Annotated in this window: 18 protein-coding genes; 10 read left to right on the forward strand and 8 right to left on the reverse strand. The window is 73.4% G+C overall.

The genetic code is table 11. From position 1 onward, the window contains the following. Positions 1-125: 125 nt before the first annotated feature. Together hydA and ACIQ87_RS02135 are read right to left on the reverse strand one after the other, a co-directional pair. Positions 126-1574, reverse strand: a complete 1449-nt coding sequence (gene hydA, locus ACIQ87_RS02130; RefSeq protein ID WP_402400199.1) for a dihydropyrimidinase — start codon at positions 1572-1574, stop codon at positions 126-128. Positions 1575-1585: 11 nt separating this feature from the next. Then, a complete protein-coding gene (locus ACIQ87_RS02135; protein WP_392871972.1) occupies positions 1586-2428 on the reverse strand; it encodes a nitrilase-related carbon-nitrogen hydrolase in 843 nt (280 codons plus the stop codon). A 425-nt stretch (positions 2429-2853) separates the two neighbouring features. Here ACIQ87_RS02135 and ACIQ87_RS02140 point away from each other — a divergent pair, with 425 nt between their 5' ends. The 10 genes from ACIQ87_RS02140 to ACIQ87_RS02185 all read left to right on the forward strand — a co-directional run bounded on the left by ACIQ87_RS02140 (position 2854) and on the right by ACIQ87_RS02185 (position 14475). Continuing rightward, positions 2854-6012 carry a hypothetical protein gene (locus ACIQ87_RS02140; protein ID WP_402400203.1) on the forward strand — a complete coding sequence of 1053 codons (3159 nt, stop codon included), beginning with the start codon at positions 2854-2856 and terminating at the stop codon, positions 6010-6012. Between the two features lie 137 nt (positions 6013-6149). Then, positions 6150-6227 carry a putative leader peptide gene (locus tag ACIQ87_RS02145; protein WP_350736542.1) on the forward strand — a complete coding sequence of 26 codons (78 nt, stop codon included), beginning with the start codon at positions 6150-6152 and terminating at the stop codon, positions 6225-6227. Positions 6228-6427: 200 nt separating this feature from the next. Beyond that, positions 6428-7105 carry a cysteine dioxygenase gene (locus ACIQ87_RS02150; protein WP_402400206.1) on the forward strand — a complete coding sequence of 226 codons (678 nt, stop codon included), beginning with the start codon at positions 6428-6430 and terminating at the stop codon, positions 7103-7105. Continuing rightward, entirely contained in the window at positions 7099-7485 is a 387-nt protein-coding gene (locus ACIQ87_RS02155; RefSeq protein ID WP_360251340.1) for a rhodanese-like domain-containing protein, read from the forward strand. Before ACIQ87_RS02150 ends, ACIQ87_RS02155 begins: the two co-directional genes overlap by 7 nt. Before the next feature lie 214 nt (positions 7486-7699). Further along, positions 7700-8839: an ABC transporter ATP-binding protein gene (locus ACIQ87_RS02160; RefSeq protein ID WP_402400208.1), complete on the forward strand. Its 1140-nt coding sequence runs from the start codon at positions 7700-7702 to the stop codon at positions 8837-8839. Further along, positions 8829-9497, forward strand: a complete 669-nt coding sequence (locus ACIQ87_RS02165) for an ABC transporter permease (protein WP_402400210.1) — start codon at positions 8829-8831, stop codon at positions 9495-9497. The genes ACIQ87_RS02160 and ACIQ87_RS02165 overlap by 11 nt, the downstream gene beginning before the upstream one ends. After that, a complete protein-coding gene (locus tag ACIQ87_RS02170) occupies positions 9494-10171 on the forward strand; it encodes an ABC transporter permease (protein WP_402400213.1) in 678 nt (225 codons plus the stop codon). Before ACIQ87_RS02165 ends, ACIQ87_RS02170 begins: the two co-directional genes overlap by 4 nt. A 44-nt stretch (positions 10172-10215) precedes the next feature. Next, complete coding sequence (locus tag ACIQ87_RS02175) at positions 10216-11163, forward strand: ABC transporter substrate-binding protein (RefSeq protein ID WP_402400216.1); 948 nt, start codon at positions 10216-10218, stop codon at positions 11161-11163. Between the two features lie 163 nt (positions 11164-11326). Beyond that, complete coding sequence (locus tag ACIQ87_RS02180; protein ID WP_402400218.1) at positions 11327-11899, forward strand: hypothetical protein; 573 nt, start codon at positions 11327-11329, stop codon at positions 11897-11899. Positions 11900-12417: 518 nt separating this feature from the next. Beyond that, on the forward strand, positions 12418-14475 hold the full coding sequence (locus ACIQ87_RS02185; RefSeq protein WP_402400221.1) for a glycosyl hydrolase family 18 protein: 2058 nt from the start codon (positions 12418-12420) through the stop codon (positions 14473-14475). Positions 14476-14645: 170 nt separating this feature from the next. Here ACIQ87_RS02185 and ACIQ87_RS02190 read toward each other — a convergent pair whose 3' ends face one another. From ACIQ87_RS02190 to ACIQ87_RS02215, 6 genes are all read right to left on the reverse strand, one after another. Continuing rightward, complete coding sequence (locus ACIQ87_RS02190) at positions 14646-15944, reverse strand: multidrug effflux MFS transporter (protein WP_402400224.1); 1299 nt, start codon at positions 15942-15944, stop codon at positions 14646-14648. 313 nt (positions 15945-16257) lie between these two features. After that, positions 16258-16740, reverse strand: a complete 483-nt coding sequence (locus ACIQ87_RS02195; RefSeq protein WP_402400227.1) for a hypothetical protein — start codon at positions 16738-16740, stop codon at positions 16258-16260. 348 nt (positions 16741-17088) lie between these two features. Continuing rightward, positions 17089-17967 (reverse strand): alkaline phosphatase family protein, encoded by an 879-nt coding sequence (locus ACIQ87_RS02200; protein WP_402400229.1) that lies wholly within the window; start codon positions 17965-17967, stop codon positions 17089-17091. A 176-nt stretch (positions 17968-18143) separates the two neighbouring features. Next, positions 18144-18413, reverse strand: a complete 270-nt coding sequence (locus ACIQ87_RS02205) for a hypothetical protein (RefSeq protein WP_402400232.1) — start codon at positions 18411-18413, stop codon at positions 18144-18146. Then, positions 18410-18787 (reverse strand): ADP-ribosylation/crystallin J1, encoded by a 378-nt coding sequence (locus ACIQ87_RS02210; protein ID WP_402400235.1) that lies wholly within the window; start codon positions 18785-18787, stop codon positions 18410-18412. Before ACIQ87_RS02210 ends, ACIQ87_RS02205 begins: the two co-directional genes overlap by 4 nt. 144 nt (positions 18788-18931) lie before the next feature. Next, the gene (locus tag ACIQ87_RS02215; protein ID WP_402400238.1) at positions 18932-20119 is read right to left on the reverse strand and encodes an acyl-CoA dehydrogenase family protein; all 1188 of its coding nucleotides are present in this window, start codon (positions 20117-20119) and stop codon (positions 18932-18934) included. Between the last annotated feature and the right edge of the window lie 84 nt (positions 20120-20203).

A 20203-nucleotide genomic window follows, 5' to 3' on the forward strand; every position in this document is an offset into this window, starting at 1 on the left:
CGGGCGGCGGCGGGTGGGCGTTCAGAGCGGGAGAGGCAGGCGGACGTTCAGGACGGGAGGGGCGGGAAAGACGGGAGGGGCGGGAGGGACGGGAGAGGCGGGAGGGACGGGAAGCGGAGAGAATGTCAGAGCAGGTACTGGCAGGTGTCCCGGCGCAGGAAGGTGCCGTGCCCGGCCCGGCCGAGCCAGTGGCCGTCGTCCAGCACGACGGTGCCGCGCGACATCACCGTCCGTGCCCGGCCGGTGAGTCGGCGGCCCTCGTAGGCCGAGTAGTCCACGTTCATGTGGTGGGTCGCGGCGGAGACGGTCTGCACCGCGGCGGGGTCGTAGACCACCAGGTCGGCGTCGGCACCCGGGGCGATGGTGCCCTTGCGCGGGTGCAGGCCGAACATCCGGGCCGGGGTGGTGCAGGCGATCTCGACCCAGCGGCGCCGGCTGATGTGCCCGTCCAGCACGGCCTGGTGGAGCAGGTCCATCCGGTTCTCGACACCCGGCAGGCCGTTGGGGATCTTCGAGAAGTCGCCCCGGCCCAGCTCCTTCTGGCCGACGAAGCAGAACGGGCAGTGGTCGGTGGAGACCACCTGGAGGTCGTTGGTGCGCAGTCCGCGCCAGAGCGCGCCCTGGTGCTCGCGCGGCCTGAGCGGCGTGCTGCACACGTACTTGGCGCCCTCGAAGCCGTCGGCCCCCTCCTCGGCGAGGTTGTCGGTGGAGAGGAAGAGGTACTGGGGGCAGGTCTCGCCGAAGACGTTGAGGCCTTCGTCCCGGGCCCGGGCGAGTTCGGCGAGCGCGGCGGCGGCGGAGACGTGCACCACGTAGAGCGGGCTGCCGGCCACCTGGGCGAGCCTGATGGCCCGGTGGGTGGCCTCGGCCTCCAGCAGTTCGCGGCGGACCTCGCCGTGGTGGCGGGGGGCGGTCCTCCCGGCGGCGAGTGCCTGTTCGACCAGGACGTCGATGGCGATGCCGTTCTCCGCGTGCATCATGATCAGCCCGCCGTTGGCGGCGCCGCGCTGCATGGCGCGCAGGATGCGGCCGTCGTCGCTGTAGAACACGCCGGGGTAGGCCATGAACAGCTTGAAGGAGGTGGACTCGCCGGAGTCCACGAGGGCGTCCATCTCCTTCAGCACCGCGTCGTTGACGTCGGAGACGATGGTGTGGAAGGCGTAGTCGATCGCGCAGTTGCCCTCGGCCTTGGCGTGCCAGGTGTCCAGGCCCTCGCGCAGCGAGCCACCGACCGGCTGGACGGCGAAGTCCACGATGGTGGTGGTGCCGCCCCAGGCGGCGGCCCGGGTGCCGGTCTCGAAGGTGTCGGAGGCCGCGGTGCCGCCGAACGGCAGCTCCATGTGGGTGTGGGCGTCGACTCCGCCCGGGATGACGTAGTGGCCGGTGGCGTCGATGACGGTGTCGGCGGTCCAGGCCTCGGCGGCGGAGCTACCGGTGGCGGCGAGGGCGGCGATGCGCTCGCCCTCGATCAGGACGTCGGCGTGGAGTTCCTCGGTGGCCGTGATGACGAGGCCGCCGCGGACGACGGTGCGCCGGTGCGGGCCGCGGGCGGTCCGCACGTCGTTGGTGGTCATCGCGCTGCTCCTCACGCCTCGGCGAGCGGCCCGTAGGCGTCCGGGCGGCGGTCGCGGTAGAACGCCCACTGCTGGCGGACCTGTTCGATCAGGCCGAGGTCGAGATCGCGGACGACGAGTTCCTCCTCCTTGTCGGAGGCGACGTCGCCGACGAACTGACCGCGCGGGTCCACGAAGTAGGAGGTGCCGTAGAAGTCGTTGTCGCCGTACTCCTCGGTGCCGACGCGGTTGATCGCGGCGACGAAGTACTCGTTGGCGACGGCGGCGGCGGGCTGTTCGAGCTGCCAGAGGTAGCCGGACAGGCCGCGGCTGGTGGCGGAGGGGTTGTAGACGATCTGCGCGCCGGCCAGGCCCAGGGCACGCCAGCCCTCTGGGAAGTGGCGGTCGTAGCAGATGTACACGCCGACCTTGCCGACGGCGGTGTCGAACACCGGCCAGCCGAGGTTGCCGGGCTTGAAGTAGTACTTCTCCCAGAAGCCCTTGACCTGCGGGATGTGGTGCTTGCGGTACTTGCCGAGGTAGCTGCCGTCGGCGTCGATGACGGCGGCGGTGTTGTAGTAGACGCCGGTCTGCTCCTCCTCGTAGACCGGGACGACCATCACCAGCCCGAGTTCGCGGGCGAGGTCCCGCATCCGGCGCACGGTCGGGCCGTCGGGGACGGCCTCGGCCCACCGGTAGTGCTCGGCTTCCTGGACCTGACAGAAGTACGGGGAGTTGAAGACCTCCTGGAAGCCGATGATCTTCGCGCCCTGGGCGGCGGCCTCGCGGGCGTACCGCTCGTGGAGCGCGATCATGCTCTCCTGGTCACCGGTCCAGCGGGTCTGGACGAGCGCGGCACGGACGATCTGCGACATGGGTACCTCCGCAACTCCGCGGCCCGGCCGTGCGGTCGGGCCTGCGGTCTGAGGGTTGACGGGGCGGGTCCGACCCGCGGTTCCGCTCGGGGAACCACTGGGTCTACGTGCGTAGAAAGCGATCTGTAGACGGTAGGCCCGGCCTCGGTGGCCTGACAATACGTCGACCGAAACGCGTCTGGGGCGATCTTGTTGCGTGGACACGCGGACGGTCCCGGGTGGGATGAAAGGCTGATCTACCCCGGGAGTTGCCCTCTTACTCGTTCGAGTGAAACCGGGTGCTCCTGGTGCGCAATCGGCAAGGGTGGGGTAAGACCCGCGTGGACATCGTCGCGGACCACTACAAACCGTCAGTTTCCCGTGGTCTCCTGCGAGTTCACGGCCCGGTCACGGGGGATCGGGCCGACGAAGCGGGGGGTGTGGTGGTGGTGAGGAATTCCGCGGCGGACACCGCGAGATCGGCGGAACCGACGGGCACGGCGCCCACGGCAGCGGGCACGCCCACGGCACGGCCGCCCGCCCTGCCGGCCTGGGCGGGTCTGCTGCTCGCCCTCGGCGCGCCGCTGCCGCTCGTCCTCGGTGGGCTGCTGTTCCACCGCCAGGCGCCGCCCGTACGGGACGTCGCCCTCCAGTTGGCCGGTTCCCGCACGGCAGCCGAGGCGGTGGTCGGCGGGCGGGTCGCGGACCACCTGGCCGCCCTGCGCGCCGACGGCTGGCTGATCGGCGGCTACGGGCTGACGCTGGTCGCCGCGGCGCTGCTGGGCGGGTACGTGCTCGGGCCGGCTCGCCGGCGGGCGCAGGCGCTCGCGGCCGGCGGCGCCGGGCTGCTCGCCGCCTGCTGCGACCTCGGCGAGGACGCGCTGCTGCGCGCGGGGCTCGACGGTCTCCACCCGGGCGCGGGCGGCTCCGACGCCCCCTTCGCCGCCGCCACCGCGCTCGCCACCGTCAAGTGGCTGCTGCTCCTGCCCGCCGGGGCGGCCGCCGCGGGGCTGTTGCTGGTGACGGCCACCCGGGCGGTGCGCGGGATGCGGCCGTCGCGCGTGGACGCGAAGGCCTTCGGCGCCGACTCCCCCGACCGGCCGGCGCTGATCCCGCCCTGGCCGATCGCCACCCGGCGCGCCGCCCCGCCACCCGCCCACGCGGCGCCGGGCGCCTGCGCCACACCGGGCGCCCGGGAAGCACCCGTCCGGCACGCCCACTGGCGCGACGCCGCCCGGGTGCCGCCCGGCCGCGAGCCCGCCGAGCTCGGCTTCTGCGCCTCCGGCGGCGGCATCCGCTCGGCCTGCGTCACGCTCGGCGCGCTCCAGTCGCTGCGGCCCTGGCTGAAGCGGGCCCGCTACCTGGTCTCCGTCTCGGGCGGCGGCTACACCGTCGGCGCGCTCCAGCTCGCGCTCAGCGACTCGGCCCCCGGCAGCCCGGTGCGCGCCGTCTCGGGCCTGACGGCCGACACCGTGCTGGAGCCCGGCTCCCCCGAGGAGGACCACCTCCGCCGGCACGGCAAGTACGTCGCCGACGGCGCCGGGGAATGGCTGGTCGCCCTCGGGACACTGCTGCGCGGCCTGCTGTCCGCCCTCACCCTGCTGCTGGCCGCCGTCCTGACGCTCGGACTCGGACTCAGCCGCTTCTACCGCGCCGTGCCGCTCACCGACACGGGCCGGCTGGCGGCGGTCGGACTGCGCCACGCCGGGGCCGTCGCAGGGCCGTTGGAGTTCCGGGCGCCGGCGCTCGCGGCCCTCGGTGCCCTCCTGGCGTCGGCGGCCGGGTGCTGGCTGCTCTGGCTGCTGGCCTTCCCGTCGCTCGGCTGGCAGGCGCTGCTGCCGCGCGCGCTGCGCCGGGTCAACCTCGGCCTGCTCGGGCTGGCCGCCCTACTGGCCGTCGGGGTACTGGCGGTGCCGGGGCTGGCCTGGGGCGCGGTGCGGCTCCAGCAGGCGCTGGCCGCGGGGCCGCAACTGACCGGCGCGGGGCTCGGCCTGACCTTGGTGCTCAGCTACCTGGCACTGCTGCTCGGCATACTCTGGCGCGACCGCCGGGCGCCCGGCCTGGGTGTCGGCGCGCCGGGCGCGGCCGGAGCGGCGGGCCGTGGCGCGGTCCGGCCCCGCGGCGTCCGCGCCGCCGGCCTCCCCCAGACCCTCGTGGTGTGGTCCGCCCTCCTGGCGCTGACGGCGGGTGCGCTGCTGGCCCTCGGCTGGGCGGTCGCCACCGGGTACGCCTGGCCGGCCGCCGTCCAGGTGCTGCTGCCGCTGCTGCTCGTCGCGGTCGGGCTGAACCTCGACCAGACCTGGATGAGCCTGCACCCGTTCTACCGGCTGCGGCTTGCCTCGGCGTTCGTGGTCCGGCGGGTCACCGAGGACGGCCGTTCACTGGCCCGCCCGTACCACTTCTTCCGGGAGCAGACCTGGCTGAGCCACTACGGCGCCCGGCGCCCCGACTTCCCGCAGGTGATCTTCTCGGCGGCGGCCAACCTGTCGGGCAACTCCCGTACACCACCGGGCCGTCCGGCGGTCTCCTTCTCGCTCTCGTACGACTACGTGGGCGGTCCGGACATCGGGTACGCGCGTACCGACCTGCTCGAGCGGCGCACCCGTCCGCACATCGCCAGGGACCTCACCGTGCAGTCGGCGATGGCCGTCTCCGGCGCGGCCTTCTCCTCCGCGATGGGACGGGAATCCCGGGTCTACCAGCGGCTGTTCGCGGTCACCAACGCCCGTCTCGGCACGTGGCTGCCCAACCCCGCGGCGCTCGGCCCGGACTGGTCCGGGCCGCCGGACTGGCGCCGCTCCGCGCAGCCCGCCGTCCGCCGCCTCCTGTACCAACTGCGGGAGCTGATCGGGCGCTTCCCGGCCGACGACCGCTTCCTGCTCACCACCGACGGCGGCCACTACGAGAACCTCGGGCTGGTCGAGCTGCTGCGGCACCGGGTGCGCACGGCGGTCTGCATCGACGCCAGCGGGGACGCCGGCTACGCCACCAACCTGGCCGCCGCGATCACCCTGGCCCGCGAGGAGCTGGGTGTCGCCATCACCCTGCACGAGCCCGAGCTGCTGATCCCGGGCAGCGCCGCCGACCAGCCCACCGAGGGCGCCGTCACGCACGACGGCGCGAACGACGGCCCCTGCGGTGGCCAGGGCGCCGGTGCGAACGGCCGCGCGGGCGGCCGACCGCCGCTGCGCGGGCTGGCGGCGCAGCTGTCCGCCAGGCTCTCGGCCCGGGCGGTGGTCACCGGGGACATCCGCTACCCGGACCTGGGCGAGGGCCCCGGGGCCGTCCGGCACGGCCGCCTGATCGTCCTCCAGGCGGTGCTGACTCCCGACATGCCGTACGAGCTGCACGCCTACGCGACGGCGAACCGGGCCTTTCCGAACGACCGCACCAGCGACCAGTGGTTCGACCACCAGCAGTTCGACGCCTACCAGACGCTCGGCCGCCACCTGGGCGAACAGGCCGCACCGCTGGTCGAGCGGGCCCTGTCCGGCCCCGGGCCGGACAGCGGCGCCGGGTCGCTGGCCGTGCGGCCGGCGGGTGACGCCGTTCCGGCACCGTCGGCCACTGCCCCGCCGGCGCCGCGCGGCCCGGCCGAGGGGTAGCGGCCGATGGGTCGTCGACACGTGGTCGAGGGGCGGTTGGCGGGTGGCCGAGGGGGTCGCCCGGCACCGGCGGTGACCGGCGGCGGGCCGTCGGCTCGGCTTGACTTCGTCCGGTTCGCTCGGGAAGGATCCGGCGCATGGAATCCGGCACCACTCTGGTCTGCCGCCTGCACGTCGATCTGCGACGCCAGGCGAGTTCCATCTGTGCCTGTTGACCTTGCTCTTCCCCGCCGGTCCCGCCCTGTGACGTCTGCCAGGGCCCGTGCCGTGCGACCGCACCCGCAGTCCTGACTTCCGCCCTCGCCCCGGCGCTCCCGTGCGTGCCGGGCCGCTCCGTCGGCCCGCGCCGGTCCACGGCCGCCGGACGGCGGGCGCATCCCATCGACGTTCCCCGCCGCACCCGAGGACGCCCCCCATGAGCCTGAGCCCGAGCATCAGCCCCGCCGCCCGACCGGCCGCCGACGCCGGCCCCAACCCCGCCACCGCCCCCGGCGCCACCCCTCGCACCGGCACCGACGCCGGCTCCGCGCGCCCCTCCGACAACGCGGGCACGGCAGGCAACGCGGGCGAGACCGGCAACGCGAGCACCGCCGCCAACCCCGAGCCGCCACCGACGCCGCCCGCCGGCTCCACCCCCGCGCCACTCACCCCCGGCACCCTGCGGACCATCGTCCGCGAGCTGGCCGAGCGGCCCGAGGAGTGGATCCACCACGTCCGCCTCTCCACCGAGGAGCGCTGGTACCGGCGGCTGGCCGCCGACGGGGACCACGAGGTGTGGCTGATCAGCTGGTTGCCCGGCCAGTCCACCGGTTTCCACGACCACGGCGGCTCGCGCGGCGCCTTCACCGTCGCCCTCGGCGAGTTGGAGGAGCTGTCCCTCGGCGGCCCGGACCAGGGCCTGCTGATCCGGAGGATCCCGGCCGGCACCGCCCGCGCCTTCGGCCCCGAGTACGTCCACGACGTGCGCAACACCGCCGTCGGCCCGGCCGTCACCCTGCACGCCTACTCGCCGCCGCTGAGCTCGATGGCGCACTACGACCTGCGGGCCGGCGGGCTCGTCCGCACCTCCGAGGAAGGACCCGAACAGTGGTGACCACGATCGACGACCTGGTGGAACGCGCCCGGGAGGGCGTCCACCGGCCGCGCGCCCGGGAGGCGTACCAGGCCCAGCTGGACGGCGCGCTGCTGGTGGACATCCGTCCGGCGGCGCAGCGGGCGGCCGAGGGGGAGATCCCCGGCTCGCTGATCATCGAGCGCAACGTGCTGGAGTGGCGGCTCGATCCGACGGGCAGTCACCGGATTCCCGAGGCCTCGGGCTACGACGTGGAGGTGATCGTGGTCTGCTCCGAGGGCTACGCCTCCAGCCTGGCCGCCGCCTCCCTGCGCGAGCTGGGGCTCCATCGGGCGACCGACCTGGACGGTGGTTTCGTCGGCTGGGCGGCGAGCGGCCTGCCGACCCGTCAGGGCGGCTGAGCACACGGGCGCACCGCGTGCCGGGGCGGTAAATCAAGGACAGGAGATGATGCAGGTCATAGTCTGATCAGAGTTTCCGCCGGTCCAAAGCTGGGCAGCTACGCGGGCGGAAGTACGCCTGGGCGCTTGAAACTGCCGTCATCGAACGACCCGACCGAACGACCGAACGACCCAGGCGCCACCTCCCCGGGGCGCCCTGACGAGGAAACTCCACGTGATCAGATTCGAGGGCGCGGGAAAGCGCCACCCCGACGGCACCATCGCCGTCGAGGGCCTGGACCTGGAGGTCCCGACCGGTCGGATAACCGTCCTGGTCGGGCCTTCCGGCTGCGGAAAGACCACCCTGCTGCGCATGGTCAACCGGATGGTCGAGCCCACCTCCGGCCGGGTCCTGCTGGACGACACGGACGTCGCGAAGCTGGAACCCGCCAAGCTGCGCCGTGGCATCGGCTACGTGATCCAGCAGGCCGGGCTCTTCCCGCACCGCAAGGTGATCGACAACATCGCCACCGTCCCCTACCTGCTCGGCTGGGACCGCAAGAAGGCCCGCGCCCGCGCCGCCGAACTGCTCGAACTGGTCGGGCTCGCACCGGAGACCGCCAAGCGGTACCCGTTCCAGCTGTCCGGCGGCCAGCAGCAGCGCGTCGGTGTGGCGCGCGCGCTGGCCGCCGATCCGCCGGTGCTGCTGATGGACGAACCGTTCAGCGCGGTCGACCCGGTGGTGCGGGCCGGGCTCCAGGAGGAACTGCTGCGGCTCCAGTCCGAGCTGCACAAGACGGTGCTGTTCGTCACCCACGACATCGAGGAGGCCGTCCGGCTCGGCGACCAGGTGGTGGTGCTCCGCGAGCACGGCCGGATCGCCCAGCTGGCCGACCCGCACACCCTGCTCACCACCCCCGCCGACGACGGCGTGGCCGCCTTCCTCGGGCGCGACCGGGGCCTGCGCGGCCTCGGCCTGCGCCCCGCGAGCACCGTCGAGCTCCGCCCCGTGGAGGGAGGACTCCGCTACGGGGGCTGGGAGTTGGCGCTGGACGACGAGCGCCGCCCGATCGGCTGGATCGACCGCGACGCCGTCACCGCCGAACTGCACCCGACGGCGGGCTTCCGCCCGGACACCGACACCCTGCGCACCGCGCTGGACGCCGCCGTCCTCTCCCCCGCCGGGGTCGCGGTCGCGCTGGACGCCGGCGGCCGGGTCACCGGTACGGCGAGCCGCGACGCCGTCCTCGCCGCGCTGCGGCCCGACGGCTCCGGCCCCGGCTCCGGCTCCGGCTCCGGCTCGCCAGAGGCCGGCCCGGGCGTCCGCGTCGACAAGTCCCCGGCCGGCGCGGACGGAGCCGACGGTGGACGATGAACCGATCGTCCGCTGGTACTGGATCGGCGACCACCTCGGCTACCTCGGCAACCTGCTCGCCGACCACGCCGTGATCGCCCTCGTTCCCGTGCTCATCGGCCTGCTGCTGGCCGTCCCGCTCGGCCTGGCCTGTGCCCGCTACCCCCGGCTGTACCAGCCGCTGTCCGCCGTGTTCAACATCGTCTACGCGCTGCCCTCGCTGGCCGTGTTCGTGGTGCTGATCCCGTACACCGGCCTCGCCACCCAGGCGACCGTGATGATCCCGCTCACCTTCTACGCCCTCGCCGTGCTGCTGCCGACGACCGTGGACGGGCTGCGCGCCGTCCCGGACCCCGTCCGGCAGGCCGCCACCGCGATGGGGTACGGGCCGTGGCACCGGCTGACCTCGGTCGAGCTCCCGGCCGCCGTGCCGTACCTGATCGCCGGACTGCGGGTCGCGGCGGTGTCCAGCATCTCGCTGGCGAGCGTCGGCGCGCTGGTCGGTCGCGGCGGGCTCGGGTACCTGTTCGTCGACGGCTTCCAGCGCACCTTCCCGACCCCGATCGTGGCCGGCATCGTGCTGATCGCCGTCCTGGCCCTGGCCGTCGACCTGCTGCTGGTGGCCGCCCGGCGCCTGCTCGCGCCGTGGGCCGTCCGGGAGAAGGGAGCCGGCTCGTGAACTGGCTGAACTGGCTGAGCGACTTCTTCACCGCCCCGGACCACCTCAGCGGGCCGGACTCGATCGTACGCCGGGTCACCGAGCACCTGGTGCTCTCCGGCGAGGCCCTGCTGTTCGCGGCACTGATCGCCGTCCCGCTCGGGCTGCTGATCGGCTACACCGGTCGCGGCGTCACCGCGGTGACCGCGCTCGCGGGTGCCGCCCGCGCCCTGCCCACCCTCGGCCTGGTGACGCTGGCGGTGCTGCTCGCCGGGGTCGGCGACACCGCCGTGCTGGTCCCGCTGGTCGCGCTCGCCGCACCACCGCTGCTGGTGGCCGCCGTCGAGGGGGTGCGCGGCACCGATCCGGATGTCCGGGACGCCGCGCGCGGCATCGGACTGACCCACCCCCAGGTGCTGCGGCAGGTCTGCCTGCCCTCGGCAGCGCCGACCCTGCTGGCGGGCTTCCGCACCGCGACCGTGCAGGTCATCGCGACCGCCACGGTGGCCGCCTACGTCGGCCTGGGGGGCCTCGGCCGCTACGTCATCGACGGGCTGGCGACCCGCCAGTACGCGGTGACCGTGGGCGGCGCACTGCTGGTGGTGCTGCTCGCGGTCGCCGCCCAGCTGTTCTTCGCGCTGCTCGCCCGGTTCGCGCTCCCGCCCGGGGTGCGTGCCCAGCAGCAGCCCAACTGACCCCGTCCGCCCTCCTCTCCAACTCCGGAAGGACATCTATCACCATGTCGACAATCAACCGAAGCCGCCGCGTCGCCGCCATCGGCGCCCTCGCCGCGCTCGCCCTCGGCGCCACCGCCTGCGGTTCCTCCGGCGGCGACCCGCTCGACGGGGGCGCGGGCGCCTCGGCCTCGGCGGGCGGCTCGGGCGGCTCGGGCGGTTCCGGGTCGACCATCGTTGTCGGCTCGGCGAACTTCCCGGAGAACGTCCTGCTCGGATCGATCTACTCGCAGGCACTCAAGGCCAAGGGCGTCAAGGTCCAGGAGAAGTTCAACATCGGCAGCCGCGAGGTGCTCTACGGGCAGCTGCAGAGCGGCAACCTGACCGTCCTGCCGGAGTACAACGGCTCGCTGCTCGCCTACCTGGACGCCAAGTCCGCCGCCGTCACCACCCAGGACGTGAACGCGGCGCTCACCACGACGCTGCCCGCCTCGCTGGGCATCCTCGACTCCTCCCCGGCCGAGGACAAGGACTCGCTCAGCATCACCCAGGAGACGGCCGACAAGGACAACCTCAAGAGCATCGCCGACCTCGCCGCCAGGGCCGGCGAGTTCACCATCGGCGGGCCGCCGGAGTTCAAGACCCGCCGCGAGCAGCAGCTCAAGGACGTCTACGGGCTGACCTTCAAGGAGTGGAAGCCCACCGCCGACACCACCGCGAACGCGCTGAAGGACGGCAGCGTCCAGGTCGGCAACGTGTTCACCACCGACCCGAAGATCGCCCAGTACAAGCTCGTCCCGCTGGCCGACCCGAAGAACATCTTCGGCGCCCAGAACGTCACCCCGCTGGTCTACAAGGCGGGCGTGGACGCGACCGCGACGGCGGCGCTCAACGCGGTGTCGGCCAAGCTCGACACGGCCGGGCTGATGGCGCTGATGAAGCGCGTGTCGGTGGACAAGGAGGACCCGTCGGCCGTCGCCAAGGACTGGCTGAAGTCCAACGGCCTCGGCTGACGACCGGTCGGCCAGTCGGCAGGCCGGCAGGTCGGCATGCGCGGCCCGCGGCGGCCCCGGAGGAGCTTCCTCCGGGGTCGCCGCGCTGTCGCTCCGGAGATCGCCCTCCGACCGTCGAGGGGGACCTTCCCTTCCACGCCGCGAACATGACAGTCTGGGCGCCATGCGCACTCGTCTCCTCGCCGCCACCCTCACGGCACTCGCCGCGGTGAGCCTCGCTGCCTGCTCCGGCTCAGGATCGGGCTCAGGATCGGGCTCGGACAAGGCCACCTCCGCGGCCGGCTCCCCCACCGCCGCCGCCTCGGCCACCGCGTCCTCCGGCACCGCCACCACGCCCGCGGCCCCCGCGCCCGACTCGGCCGCCCCCACGGCCGACGGCGCCACCGGCGCGCCCGCCCCCGACGGCGGAGCCTCGGGAGCCCCCGCGCCGGCCAAGCCCGCGCCGCCCGCCGACGCCGGACTGCCCACCAAGCCGGGCACCGACCTGACGGTCAAGCTGGTCTCCGCGCTGGACGCGATCGACCCGGCGATCGTCGACGGCAAGCCGGACCAGGCCGTGGACCGGGCGCGCAACCAGTGCCAGTCGATCTACCAGTTCCCCAAGGACAAGCAGAAGTTGACCGATCTGGCCAACCAGCGCTTCACCTCGGCCGCACACCCGCAGGGCTTCGGACCGGACACCGCCGCGAAGATCAACGAAGCGCTGCTCGCCACGCTCTGCCCGCCGGGCCGCTGATCCGGACGACGAATCCCCGGCACCATGAACCGCCCGGCGTCCTGAGCGCCGGGCCCGCCGTGGCCGCGCCCCCTCGCGGGGTGCGCGGCCACGGCTTTCTCGTTCCGGCGCCTCCCGCCGCCGTCGGCATCCCATCCGCCCCGGGCATCAGAGCGTCCCCTTCCGGCACGCGGACCGTCCGCTGACGAACTGTTAGGTGTCTTGACAGACCAGTGGTCTAGTCCAAACATAAGCATGTCGATCCGACCGGGATGCACTGTGGGGGTGTGACCACCGGCGGCTGAGGCACTGCCCTGCCATGCTCCGCTCCACCCCCGCTCCGTACGGCGCACGCGTCCGCACGCCGCCCGCGTCCGCGCGAGTCGGTGGGCCTTCGCACGCCCGAAGGCCCGCACTCACGCACGCATGCACTCCCGATGTCCGACCCGGTCCCGAGGTCGCGGCCGACCCCACACGGCCACCCCCGGATCGAAAGCACCTCCCCAACGTCCTGCCCCACCACGTCTGTTGGAGAATTCATGCGCCTTCGCCGAACAGTCCAGGCCGTGTTCACGGCCTGCGCCACGCTGGCCGCCTCGGCCGGCCTGGTCGCCGCCGGGACGAGCTCCGCCCAGGCCGCCACCCCGCTCCCCAGCCGGGTCTTCGCCCCCTACTTCGAGGCCTGGACCGGCCAGAGCCCGGCCCAGCTGGCCGCGCAGTCCGGCGCCAAGCACCTGACCATGGCGTTCCTCCAGACCGCCACCAAGGGCTCCTGCACGCCGTACTGGAACGGCGACTCCTCGATGCCGGTGTCCTCCGCCACCTTCGGCGCCGACATCGCGACCATCCGTGCCAACGGCGGGGACGTGATCCCGTCCTTCGGCGGCTACACCGCCGACAACACCGGCACCGAGCTGGCCGACAGCTGCACCGACGTCAACCAGATCGCGGCCGCCTTCGAGAACGTGATCACCACCTACGACGTCAGCCGGATCGACCTCGACATCGAGGACAACTCGCTGACCAACACCGCCGGGATCGACCGCCGCAACAAGGCGATCAAGATCGTGGAGGACTGGGCCGCCGCCAACGGCCGGAGCATCCAGTTCTCCTACACGCTGCCCACCACCACCTCCGGGCTGGCCAGCAGCGGGCTCGCGGTGCTGAAGAACGCGGTCAGCAACAACGCGCGGATCGATGTCGTCAACATGATGACCTTCGACTACTACGACAACGCCGCCCACGACATGGCGGCCGACACCCAGACCTCCGCGCAGGGCCTCTACAACCAGCTCGCCAAGCTCTACCCGTCCAAGACCCCGGCCCAGCTGTGGGGTTCGATCGGGATCACCGAGATGATCGGTGTCGACGACTTCGGCCCGGCAGAGACCTTCACCGTGGCCAACGCCACCACCGTGTACAACTGGGCGGTCTCCAAGGGCATCAACACGCTGTCCTTCTGGGCGCTCCAGCGCGACAACGGCGGCTGCCCGGGCACGGCCGGCAGTGACTCCTGCTCCGGGATCTCCCAGAACACCTGGGACTTCACCCACATCTTCGCGCCGTTCACCAGCGGCTCGACGGTGAGCAACGACTTCTCGGTGTCGGTCAGCCCGAACTCCGCCACGGTCGCGGCCGGTTCGTCCACCTCGGCGACAGTCGCGACGGCCGTCACGGCGGGTTCGGCGCAGAGCGTCAACCTCACGGTCAGCGGCGCCCCGGCCGGCGTCACCGCCACCGTCACCCCCGGCAGCGTCACCGCCGGCAACAGCGCCACGCTCAACATCAGCACCACCTCCGCGGTGGCGCCCGGGAGTTACCCGATCACGGTCACCGGCGCGGCGGCCTCCGGCAGCCACACCGGCACCTTCACCCTGAACGTCACCGGCACCCAGCCCGGCAACGACTTCTCGGTCGCGGTGAACCCGACCTCCGGTACGGTCGCGGCCGGCTCGTCCACCTCCGCCACCATCGCGACGGCGGTCACCTCGGGCTCGGCGCAGAACCTCAACTTCACGGTCACCACCGTCCCGGCCGCCGGCGTCACCGCCACCGTCACCCCCGGCAGCGTCACCGCCGGCAACAGCGCCACGCTCAACATCTCCACCACCGCGGCCGCGAACCCGGGCTCCTACCCGCTGACCGTCACGGCCACCGGGGCCTCCGGCAGCCACAGCGCGACCTACACCCTGACCGTCACCGGGACCGGCCCGACGACCGGCCTGGTCAACGGCGACCTGGAGAGCGGCAGCCTCGCCCCGTGGACCTGCCAGAGCGGCGGCGCCGTGGTCTCCACCCCGGTCCACTCCGGCACCAAGGCGCTCCAGGCCGCGGCCACCGCCGCCCAGACCGGCGAGTGCTCGCAGACCGTCACACTGAAGCCCAACACCAGCTACACCCTGAGCGGCTGGGTGCAGGGCAACTACGCCTACGTCGGTGTCAGCGGCGGTGCCACCGCCAGCGCCTGGTCCAACTCCTCCGGCTGGACCAAGCTGTCCGTCCCCTTCACCACCGGGGCCAACGGCACCGTCACCGTGTACCTGCACGGCTGGTACGGCCAGGGCAACGTGTACGGGGACGACTTCTCCATCGCCTGAGTCCCTTCGGGTGGCGAGAGACCACTGGCCACTAACGACTGACGACTGACGAACGACGGATGACAGCTGACAGATTTCAACATCTGTCAGCTGTCATCCGTTTTCCGTTCGCTGTTCTCCGTTCGCTGTTCTCCGTTCGCTGTCGTCCGCTTGCTGTCGTCCGCCCGCCGTCAGCTGCCCGCCGTTCGCATCCGCTCCGGCCGGCACAGCACCAGGTACGCCACCGTCGCCAGCACCCCGCAGACCAGGACCACCAGCGCCAGCAGCACCGCCGACGGCCGGCCGCCGAGGCTGCTCAGCGGTGCGACCACCGCGCCGCACAGGAAGTTGCCCGTCCCGAGCAGCGCCGACGCCGTGCCCGCCACCTGAGGCTCGACCAGGCCGAGCGCCTGGGCGGCGGTGTTCGGCAGCAACACCCCCAGGCTGCCCATCATCACGAACAGCGGCGGACAGAACCCGGCCAGCCCGAAGTCCCACACCGTCGTCAGCAGCACCAGCGCCACCCCGGCGGCGACCGCCGACGCGAGGCTGCCCAGCATCAGCGCCCGCTGCGTGAAGCGCGGCGCCAGCACCCGCCCGTTCAGCTGGGTCATCACCACGATCGCGAACGAGTTCAGCCCGAACAGCAGGCTGTAGGTCTGCGGCGAGACCTGGTACACGTTCTGGAGCACGGTCGACGACCCGCTGATGTAGCCGAACAGCGCCCCGAAGGCGAGGGAGCTGGTCAGCGCCAGCCCGAGGAACGGCAGGTTGCGCAGCAGCCGCCCCATCGTCCGCAGGGCCGCGCCCACCCCGCCGCGGTGCCTGGTCTCCGGCGGCAGCGTCTCGCGCAGCACACCGAACGAGACCAGGGCGAGCAGCAGCCCGAGCGCCGTGAGCACGCCGAAGGTGCCGCGCCACGAGGTGAACCGCATCAGCTGCGCGCCGATGATCGGGGCGAGGATCGGCGCCAGCCCCGATATCAGGGCGATCGAGGCGAGGAAGCGCAGCAGGGCGACGCCCTGGAAGCGGTCCCGGGAGACGGCGCGCCCGATCACCAGTCCGGCGGAGCCCGCCGCGCCCTGGACGAACCGGCCTGCGATCAGCACCGACAGGTTGGGCGCGAACACGCACACCAGGCTCGACAGGGTGTAGAGGACGAGCCCCGCGAGCAGCGGCGTGCGGCGCCCGAAGCGGTCGCTGAGCGGCCCGAAGAGCAGCTGCCCGGCGGCGACCCCGAGCATCGAGAAGGTCAGGGTGAGCTGGACGGCGGCCGGCTGGGCGACCAGGTCGTCGGCGATCGCGGGCAGGCCCGGCAGGTAGAGGTCGGTGGTGAGCGGGCCGAGCGCGGTGAGTCCGCCGAGGGCCGCGATCACGGCCCAGCCGGGACGGCCCTGGCCGGTGGCGGGTGTGGCGGCGGGTGCGGGGGTGGGTGTGGTGGCGGCAGCGGTCGACGTGTCGTCGGTGGGGCCGACGGTCGGGCCGGGCATGGTGCTCCTTACGGACGGGTGACGTGGGGTTCGTTCGCGCTCCGTCCTATCGCAGCCCGGTCGGGTTCCGACAGCGGGGGTGCGCACTGTTCGGCCGTCGGCGTGCTCCCGGGCTGATCGTCCGCCACCGCCGCGGCCCGCACACGACGGCGGCCCGCCCGCACCGGAAGGTGCGGGCGGGCCGTTGCGTTCTCCGTGCCCGGGGTGCGCCGCGCCGTCCCGGGCCGCCGGCCTCGACGCTTGGCGACTCGACGGTCTCGGCGTTTGGCGACGTGCTCGACGGTCTCGGCGCCTGGCGACGTGCTCGGCGGCCTCAGCGCCTGGCGACGTGCTCGGCGCGCAGCGCCGCCTGCATCGCCGCGCCGTCCTGCCATGCGTAGAGCTGGTTGCCGGTCAGCGCCACGTTGTAGTGCCCGCAGGTGCCGGTGGCCCTGGTCGCGACGTTCTCGGGGAACCAGCCGGCCTTGAGCGCTTCCGGCACCGGGTGCGCGCTCTTGCCGGGCAGCCCGGTGCTGCAGCCGGCGGGCAGCCGGCCCTCCGGGAGGGTGGCGAACAGCAGGCGGTCGTCACCCCTGGTGGACATCATGTACTTCACCCCGGAGGCGTTGTCGGGGAGCCAGGTCGGCATCGACCGGCGGTCGGCCTTGGCCTGGACGCCGGTCTCGTACGAGCCCTGCTGCTGGTGGTGTTCGTCGTACCAGTCGGACACCCGCGGGCCGATTGCCACGGCCGCCACGGCGACGGCCATGCCGGTGCCCGCGACTCCCATCGCGACCTTGCTCACGATGCTCTTCATGCCCGACTGCCCTCTCCGTGTCGTGACCGGTGCGGCTGTCGCCGCTCGTCTCCGCCGCCGACGGCCGCTCGGACCGCTCGGACCGCACCGCCGGCCCGGTCGGCGTGCTCCGCCGTCCGGTGCAACCATCCTGGCCCGTCCGCACCCGTCGGATCGTCACCACCAGGTCGCGATCCTGTCTCCGACCCACGGGGTACCGTCTCCACCTTCAGACGTACGCCCGCCGGCGGGGACCCTGGGGTCTTCGGGCACCGGGCCCCGATCGAGCCTCGCCGAAGCCCGGGGCCGCCGCAGCCCGGCCTGCTGCACCCGGGGCACCGGGGGCTCCCCGGCGCGGCCGTCCGGGTCTCAGACCGACGCCGGTACCGGCCGGGCGACCGGGAACGGGCGGCCGTCGAGGGTCCAGTGCGGGTCGATCGGGCGCAGCAGCGAGGCGTACACCTGCGCGGCGACGTCGGGGTGACGGATCTCGCCGGTGGGCGGGCCGGCCGGGATGTCGTGCCCGGCGCAGGCCACCCAGGCCGTCCGCTCCTCGGCCGTACGGCCGCCGTGGCCGCCGGCGTCCACGTGCCCGTGGTCGGTGACGACGATGACCGTCCACTGTTCCTCGGCGTGGGTCTCCCGACCGCGGACGGCGTCGAGGAGGCGGCCGAGGCGCTCGTCGGCGGTGCGCATGGACGCTCGGTACTCGTCGCCGCAGCCCAGAAAGTGGGCGGTCTCGTCGACGGCGCCGAGGTAGACGAAGGAGGCCTCCGGGTCGGCGGTGCCGAGGACGTGGACGGCCTCCCGGGTGACCTCCTCGTCCACCGCCTCCCAGGCCTCGGGGGTGTCCTCGGCGGGGGCCATGTACGAGAGCCGGCCGGGGGCGCGGAACAGCGGGCCGCCGGACTCGTTGATCATCAGCGGGTCCCAGCCGGCCGCGACGAAGGTGCGGCGGCGGTCGCCCCGGGCGAGGCGGGTGGCGAAGTCGGGGAACACGTCGAGGCGGTTGCCGCCCAGGTGGTTGCCCCAGACCCCGTGCTTGGCGGGCTCGACCCCGGTCACGATGGTGGCCCAGCACGGCCCGGACATGGTGGGCGTGGTGTCCGCGACGGTGACCGGCACCAGGAACCCGGCCTCGGCGACCTCCCGCAGGCGCGGCATCGGCACCTGCTCCAGGTAGTCGTGGCGGACTCCGTCGATTCCGACGACGAGCACGCGGGGGCGGGGCCACTGGGCAGCGGACATGGGCGGTTCCTTTCGGTGGTGCGCACCCGGCCGCGCCCGCCGAGGGCGCCGCCGACCGCGCCATGCTTCACCGGCCGCCGTACCGGTCGGCGTCGCACCACCGAACGCCGGGTGTCCACCAGGTGTCGGGAAGTCGCCGTTCCGCTCTCGGCCGGCCGGCGCGCGTCGGGTTGCCGTCAGCCGGCCGGTCCGGCGGCGCGCAGCACCACGTCGAGGACCTGTTCCGGGTCCGCGGCGTGGCAGTGCGCGAACCAGGGCTGGTTCGCCTCGGCCACGGCCCGGTGCTCCGCCGGGTCGTACGGATCGGTGGTCGGGCCGACGTCCGGGACGACGGCGCCGGGCAGCGAGTCGGCGGTCTCGGCGAGCAGGACGGCGGTGCCGGCCCGCTGGGCCGGGGTGAGCGGGACGCGCTCCCCCGTGCCCGGGGCGTCGGCGGGCGATGTCACGGCTGCGGGCGGAACTCGTGGACGACCTCGATGCGGCCGACGATGTGGCGGTTGAACTCCTCCAATTCCTCGGCTGGCACCCAGAATTCGAGGATCGTCCGGCCGCCCGCCCGCTGCACGGGGTAGCGGGCGAGGAAGGCGGTGTCGACCTGGAAGCGGGTGACGTAGCCGGCGCCGGAGGCGGGGACGTTCCAGTCCCGGGCGATGCGGATCGCGTAGTCCTCGTTGAGGACCGGGTAGAAGATCGGCTGCTCGGGCAGACGGGGCGGCCAGGCGCGCCAATCGGCGGCCTCGACCAGGGCCAGCTCCTCGGGGCCGGTGGGGCGCCAGAGGGTGGTGGTCGGGGGCGACGTCGTGGCGAACCGGCTGTTCATGGCAGGGACGGTAGCCGGGCCGCGACGGGCCCGGCCACCGGTTTTCCCGGGCCGGCGCGGGCCCGCGGGGGAAGGTCCCGGGGGAAGGTCCTGGGGGAAGGACGGGGGAGGACGGGGGGGGAGGACGGGGGTGAGGCGGGGCCGTCAGCGGTAGGCGGACTCGCCGGTGATGGCCTCGCCGAGGACCAGGGTGTGGATCTCGCTGGTGCCCTCGTAGGTGAGCACCGACTCCAGGTTGTTGGCGTGCCGCAGCACCGGGTACTCGGTGGTGATGCCGTTGGCCCCGAGGACGGTCCGGGCACTGCGGGCGATCTCCAACGCGGTGCGGACGTTGTTGAGCTTGCCGAAGCTGACGTGCGGCGGGCGGGCCGCGCCCTGCTCCTTGAGCCGGCCGATCCGCAGGGCGACCAGGTACGCCTTCTCGACCTCCAGCATCATCTCGACGAGCTTCTGCTGGGTCAGCTGGAAACCCGCGATCGGGCGGTCGAACTGGATCCGGGTCTTGGCGTAGTCCAGGGCGGCGGTGTAGCAGTCGCGGGCGGCGCCGACGGTACCCCAGAGGATGCCGTAGCGGGCCTCGTTGAGGGAGGAGAGCGGTCCGCGCAGGCCGACCACCCCGGGCAGCACGGCGTCGGCGGGCAGCACCACCTCGTCGAAGGCCAGCTCGCTGGTGACGGAGGCGCGCAGCGAGAGCTTGCCGTGCACGTCGGTGGCGGTCAGGCCGCGGGTGCCGCGCTCGACCAGGAAGCCGCGCACGCCCTCCTCGGTCTGCGCCCACACCACGGCGACGTCGGCGATGCTTCCGTTGGTGATCCACATCTTGCTGCCGGACAGCACCCAGTCGCCGCCCTCGCCGCCCTTGCGCACCGCCCGGGTGCGCATGTTGGCCGGATCCGAGCCGAAGTCCGGTTCGGTCAGGCCGAAGCAGCCGATGAGTTCACCGGCGGCCATGCCGGGCAGCCAGCGCTGCTTCTGCTCCTCGGAGCCGAAGGCGTGGATCGAGCGCATGGCCAGCGAGCCCTGGACGGAGACGAAGCTGCGCAGCCCGGAGTCGGCCGCTTCCAGCTCCATGCAGGCCACCCCGTACGCCACCGCGTCGGCGCCCGCACAGCCGTAGCCGTCGAGGTGCATGCCGAGCACGCCCAGGGCGCCGAGCTCGGGGGCGAGTTCACGGGCCGGGAAGACCCCGCGCTCGAACCAGTCGCCGATGTGCGGGCGGATGCGCTCCTCGGTGAACCGGCGGACGGTGTCGCGGATCAGCCGTTCCTCGTCGGAGAGGAGGTCTCCGACGGCGAGCAGGTCGGAGGGGTCGATCCGGGTCGGCTTCGTCATTGAAGCTCCTTGTACTCTCGGCGGAATACCGGCGAGTATCGCGCACCCGGCCGGGCCGTGGGCGGGCGCGAACAAGTGAGGATG

Origin of the sequence: Kitasatospora sp. NPDC096204 (assembly GCF_044763205.1) — a bacterium.
GTDB lineage: Bacteria > Actinomycetota > Actinomycetes > Streptomycetales > Streptomycetaceae > Kitasatospora.

Coding starts and splice junctions, on each gene's coding strand:
- hydA (WP_402400199.1), bottom strand. CDS start 1,574: ATGACCACCAACGACGTGCGGACCGCCCGCGGCCCGCACCGGCGCACC.
- ACIQ87_RS02135 (WP_392871972.1), bottom strand. CDS start 2,428: ATGTCGCAGATCGTCCGTGCCGCGCTCGTCCAGACCCGCTGGACCGGT.
- ACIQ87_RS02145 (WP_350736542.1), top strand. CDS start 6,150: ATGGAATCCGGCACCACTCTGGTCTGCCGCCTGCACGTCGATCTGCGA.
- ACIQ87_RS02150 (WP_402400206.1), top strand. CDS start 6,428: ATGAGCCTGAGCCCGAGCATCAGCCCCGCCGCCCGACCGGCCGCCGAC.
- ACIQ87_RS02175 (WP_402400216.1), top strand. CDS start 10,216: ATGTCGACAATCAACCGAAGCCGCCGCGTCGCCGCCATCGGCGCCCTC.
- ACIQ87_RS02180 (WP_402400218.1), top strand. CDS start 11,327: ATGCGCACTCGTCTCCTCGCCGCCACCCTCACGGCACTCGCCGCGGTG.
- ACIQ87_RS02185 (WP_402400221.1), top strand. CDS start 12,418: ATGCGCCTTCGCCGAACAGTCCAGGCCGTGTTCACGGCCTGCGCCACG.
- ACIQ87_RS02190 (WP_402400224.1), bottom strand. CDS start 15,944: ATGCCCGGCCCGACCGTCGGCCCCACCGACGACACGTCGACCGCTGCC.
- ACIQ87_RS02195 (WP_402400227.1), bottom strand. CDS start 16,740: ATGAAGAGCATCGTGAGCAAGGTCGCGATGGGAGTCGCGGGCACCGGC.
- ACIQ87_RS02200 (WP_402400229.1), bottom strand. CDS start 17,967: ATGTCCGCTGCCCAGTGGCCCCGCCCCCGCGTGCTCGTCGTCGGAATC.
- ACIQ87_RS02210 (WP_402400235.1), bottom strand. CDS start 18,787: ATGAACAGCCGGTTCGCCACGACGTCGCCCCCGACCACCACCCTCTGG.
- ACIQ87_RS02215 (WP_402400238.1), bottom strand. CDS start 20,119: ATGACGAAGCCGACCCGGATCGACCCCTCCGACCTGCTCGCCGTCGGA.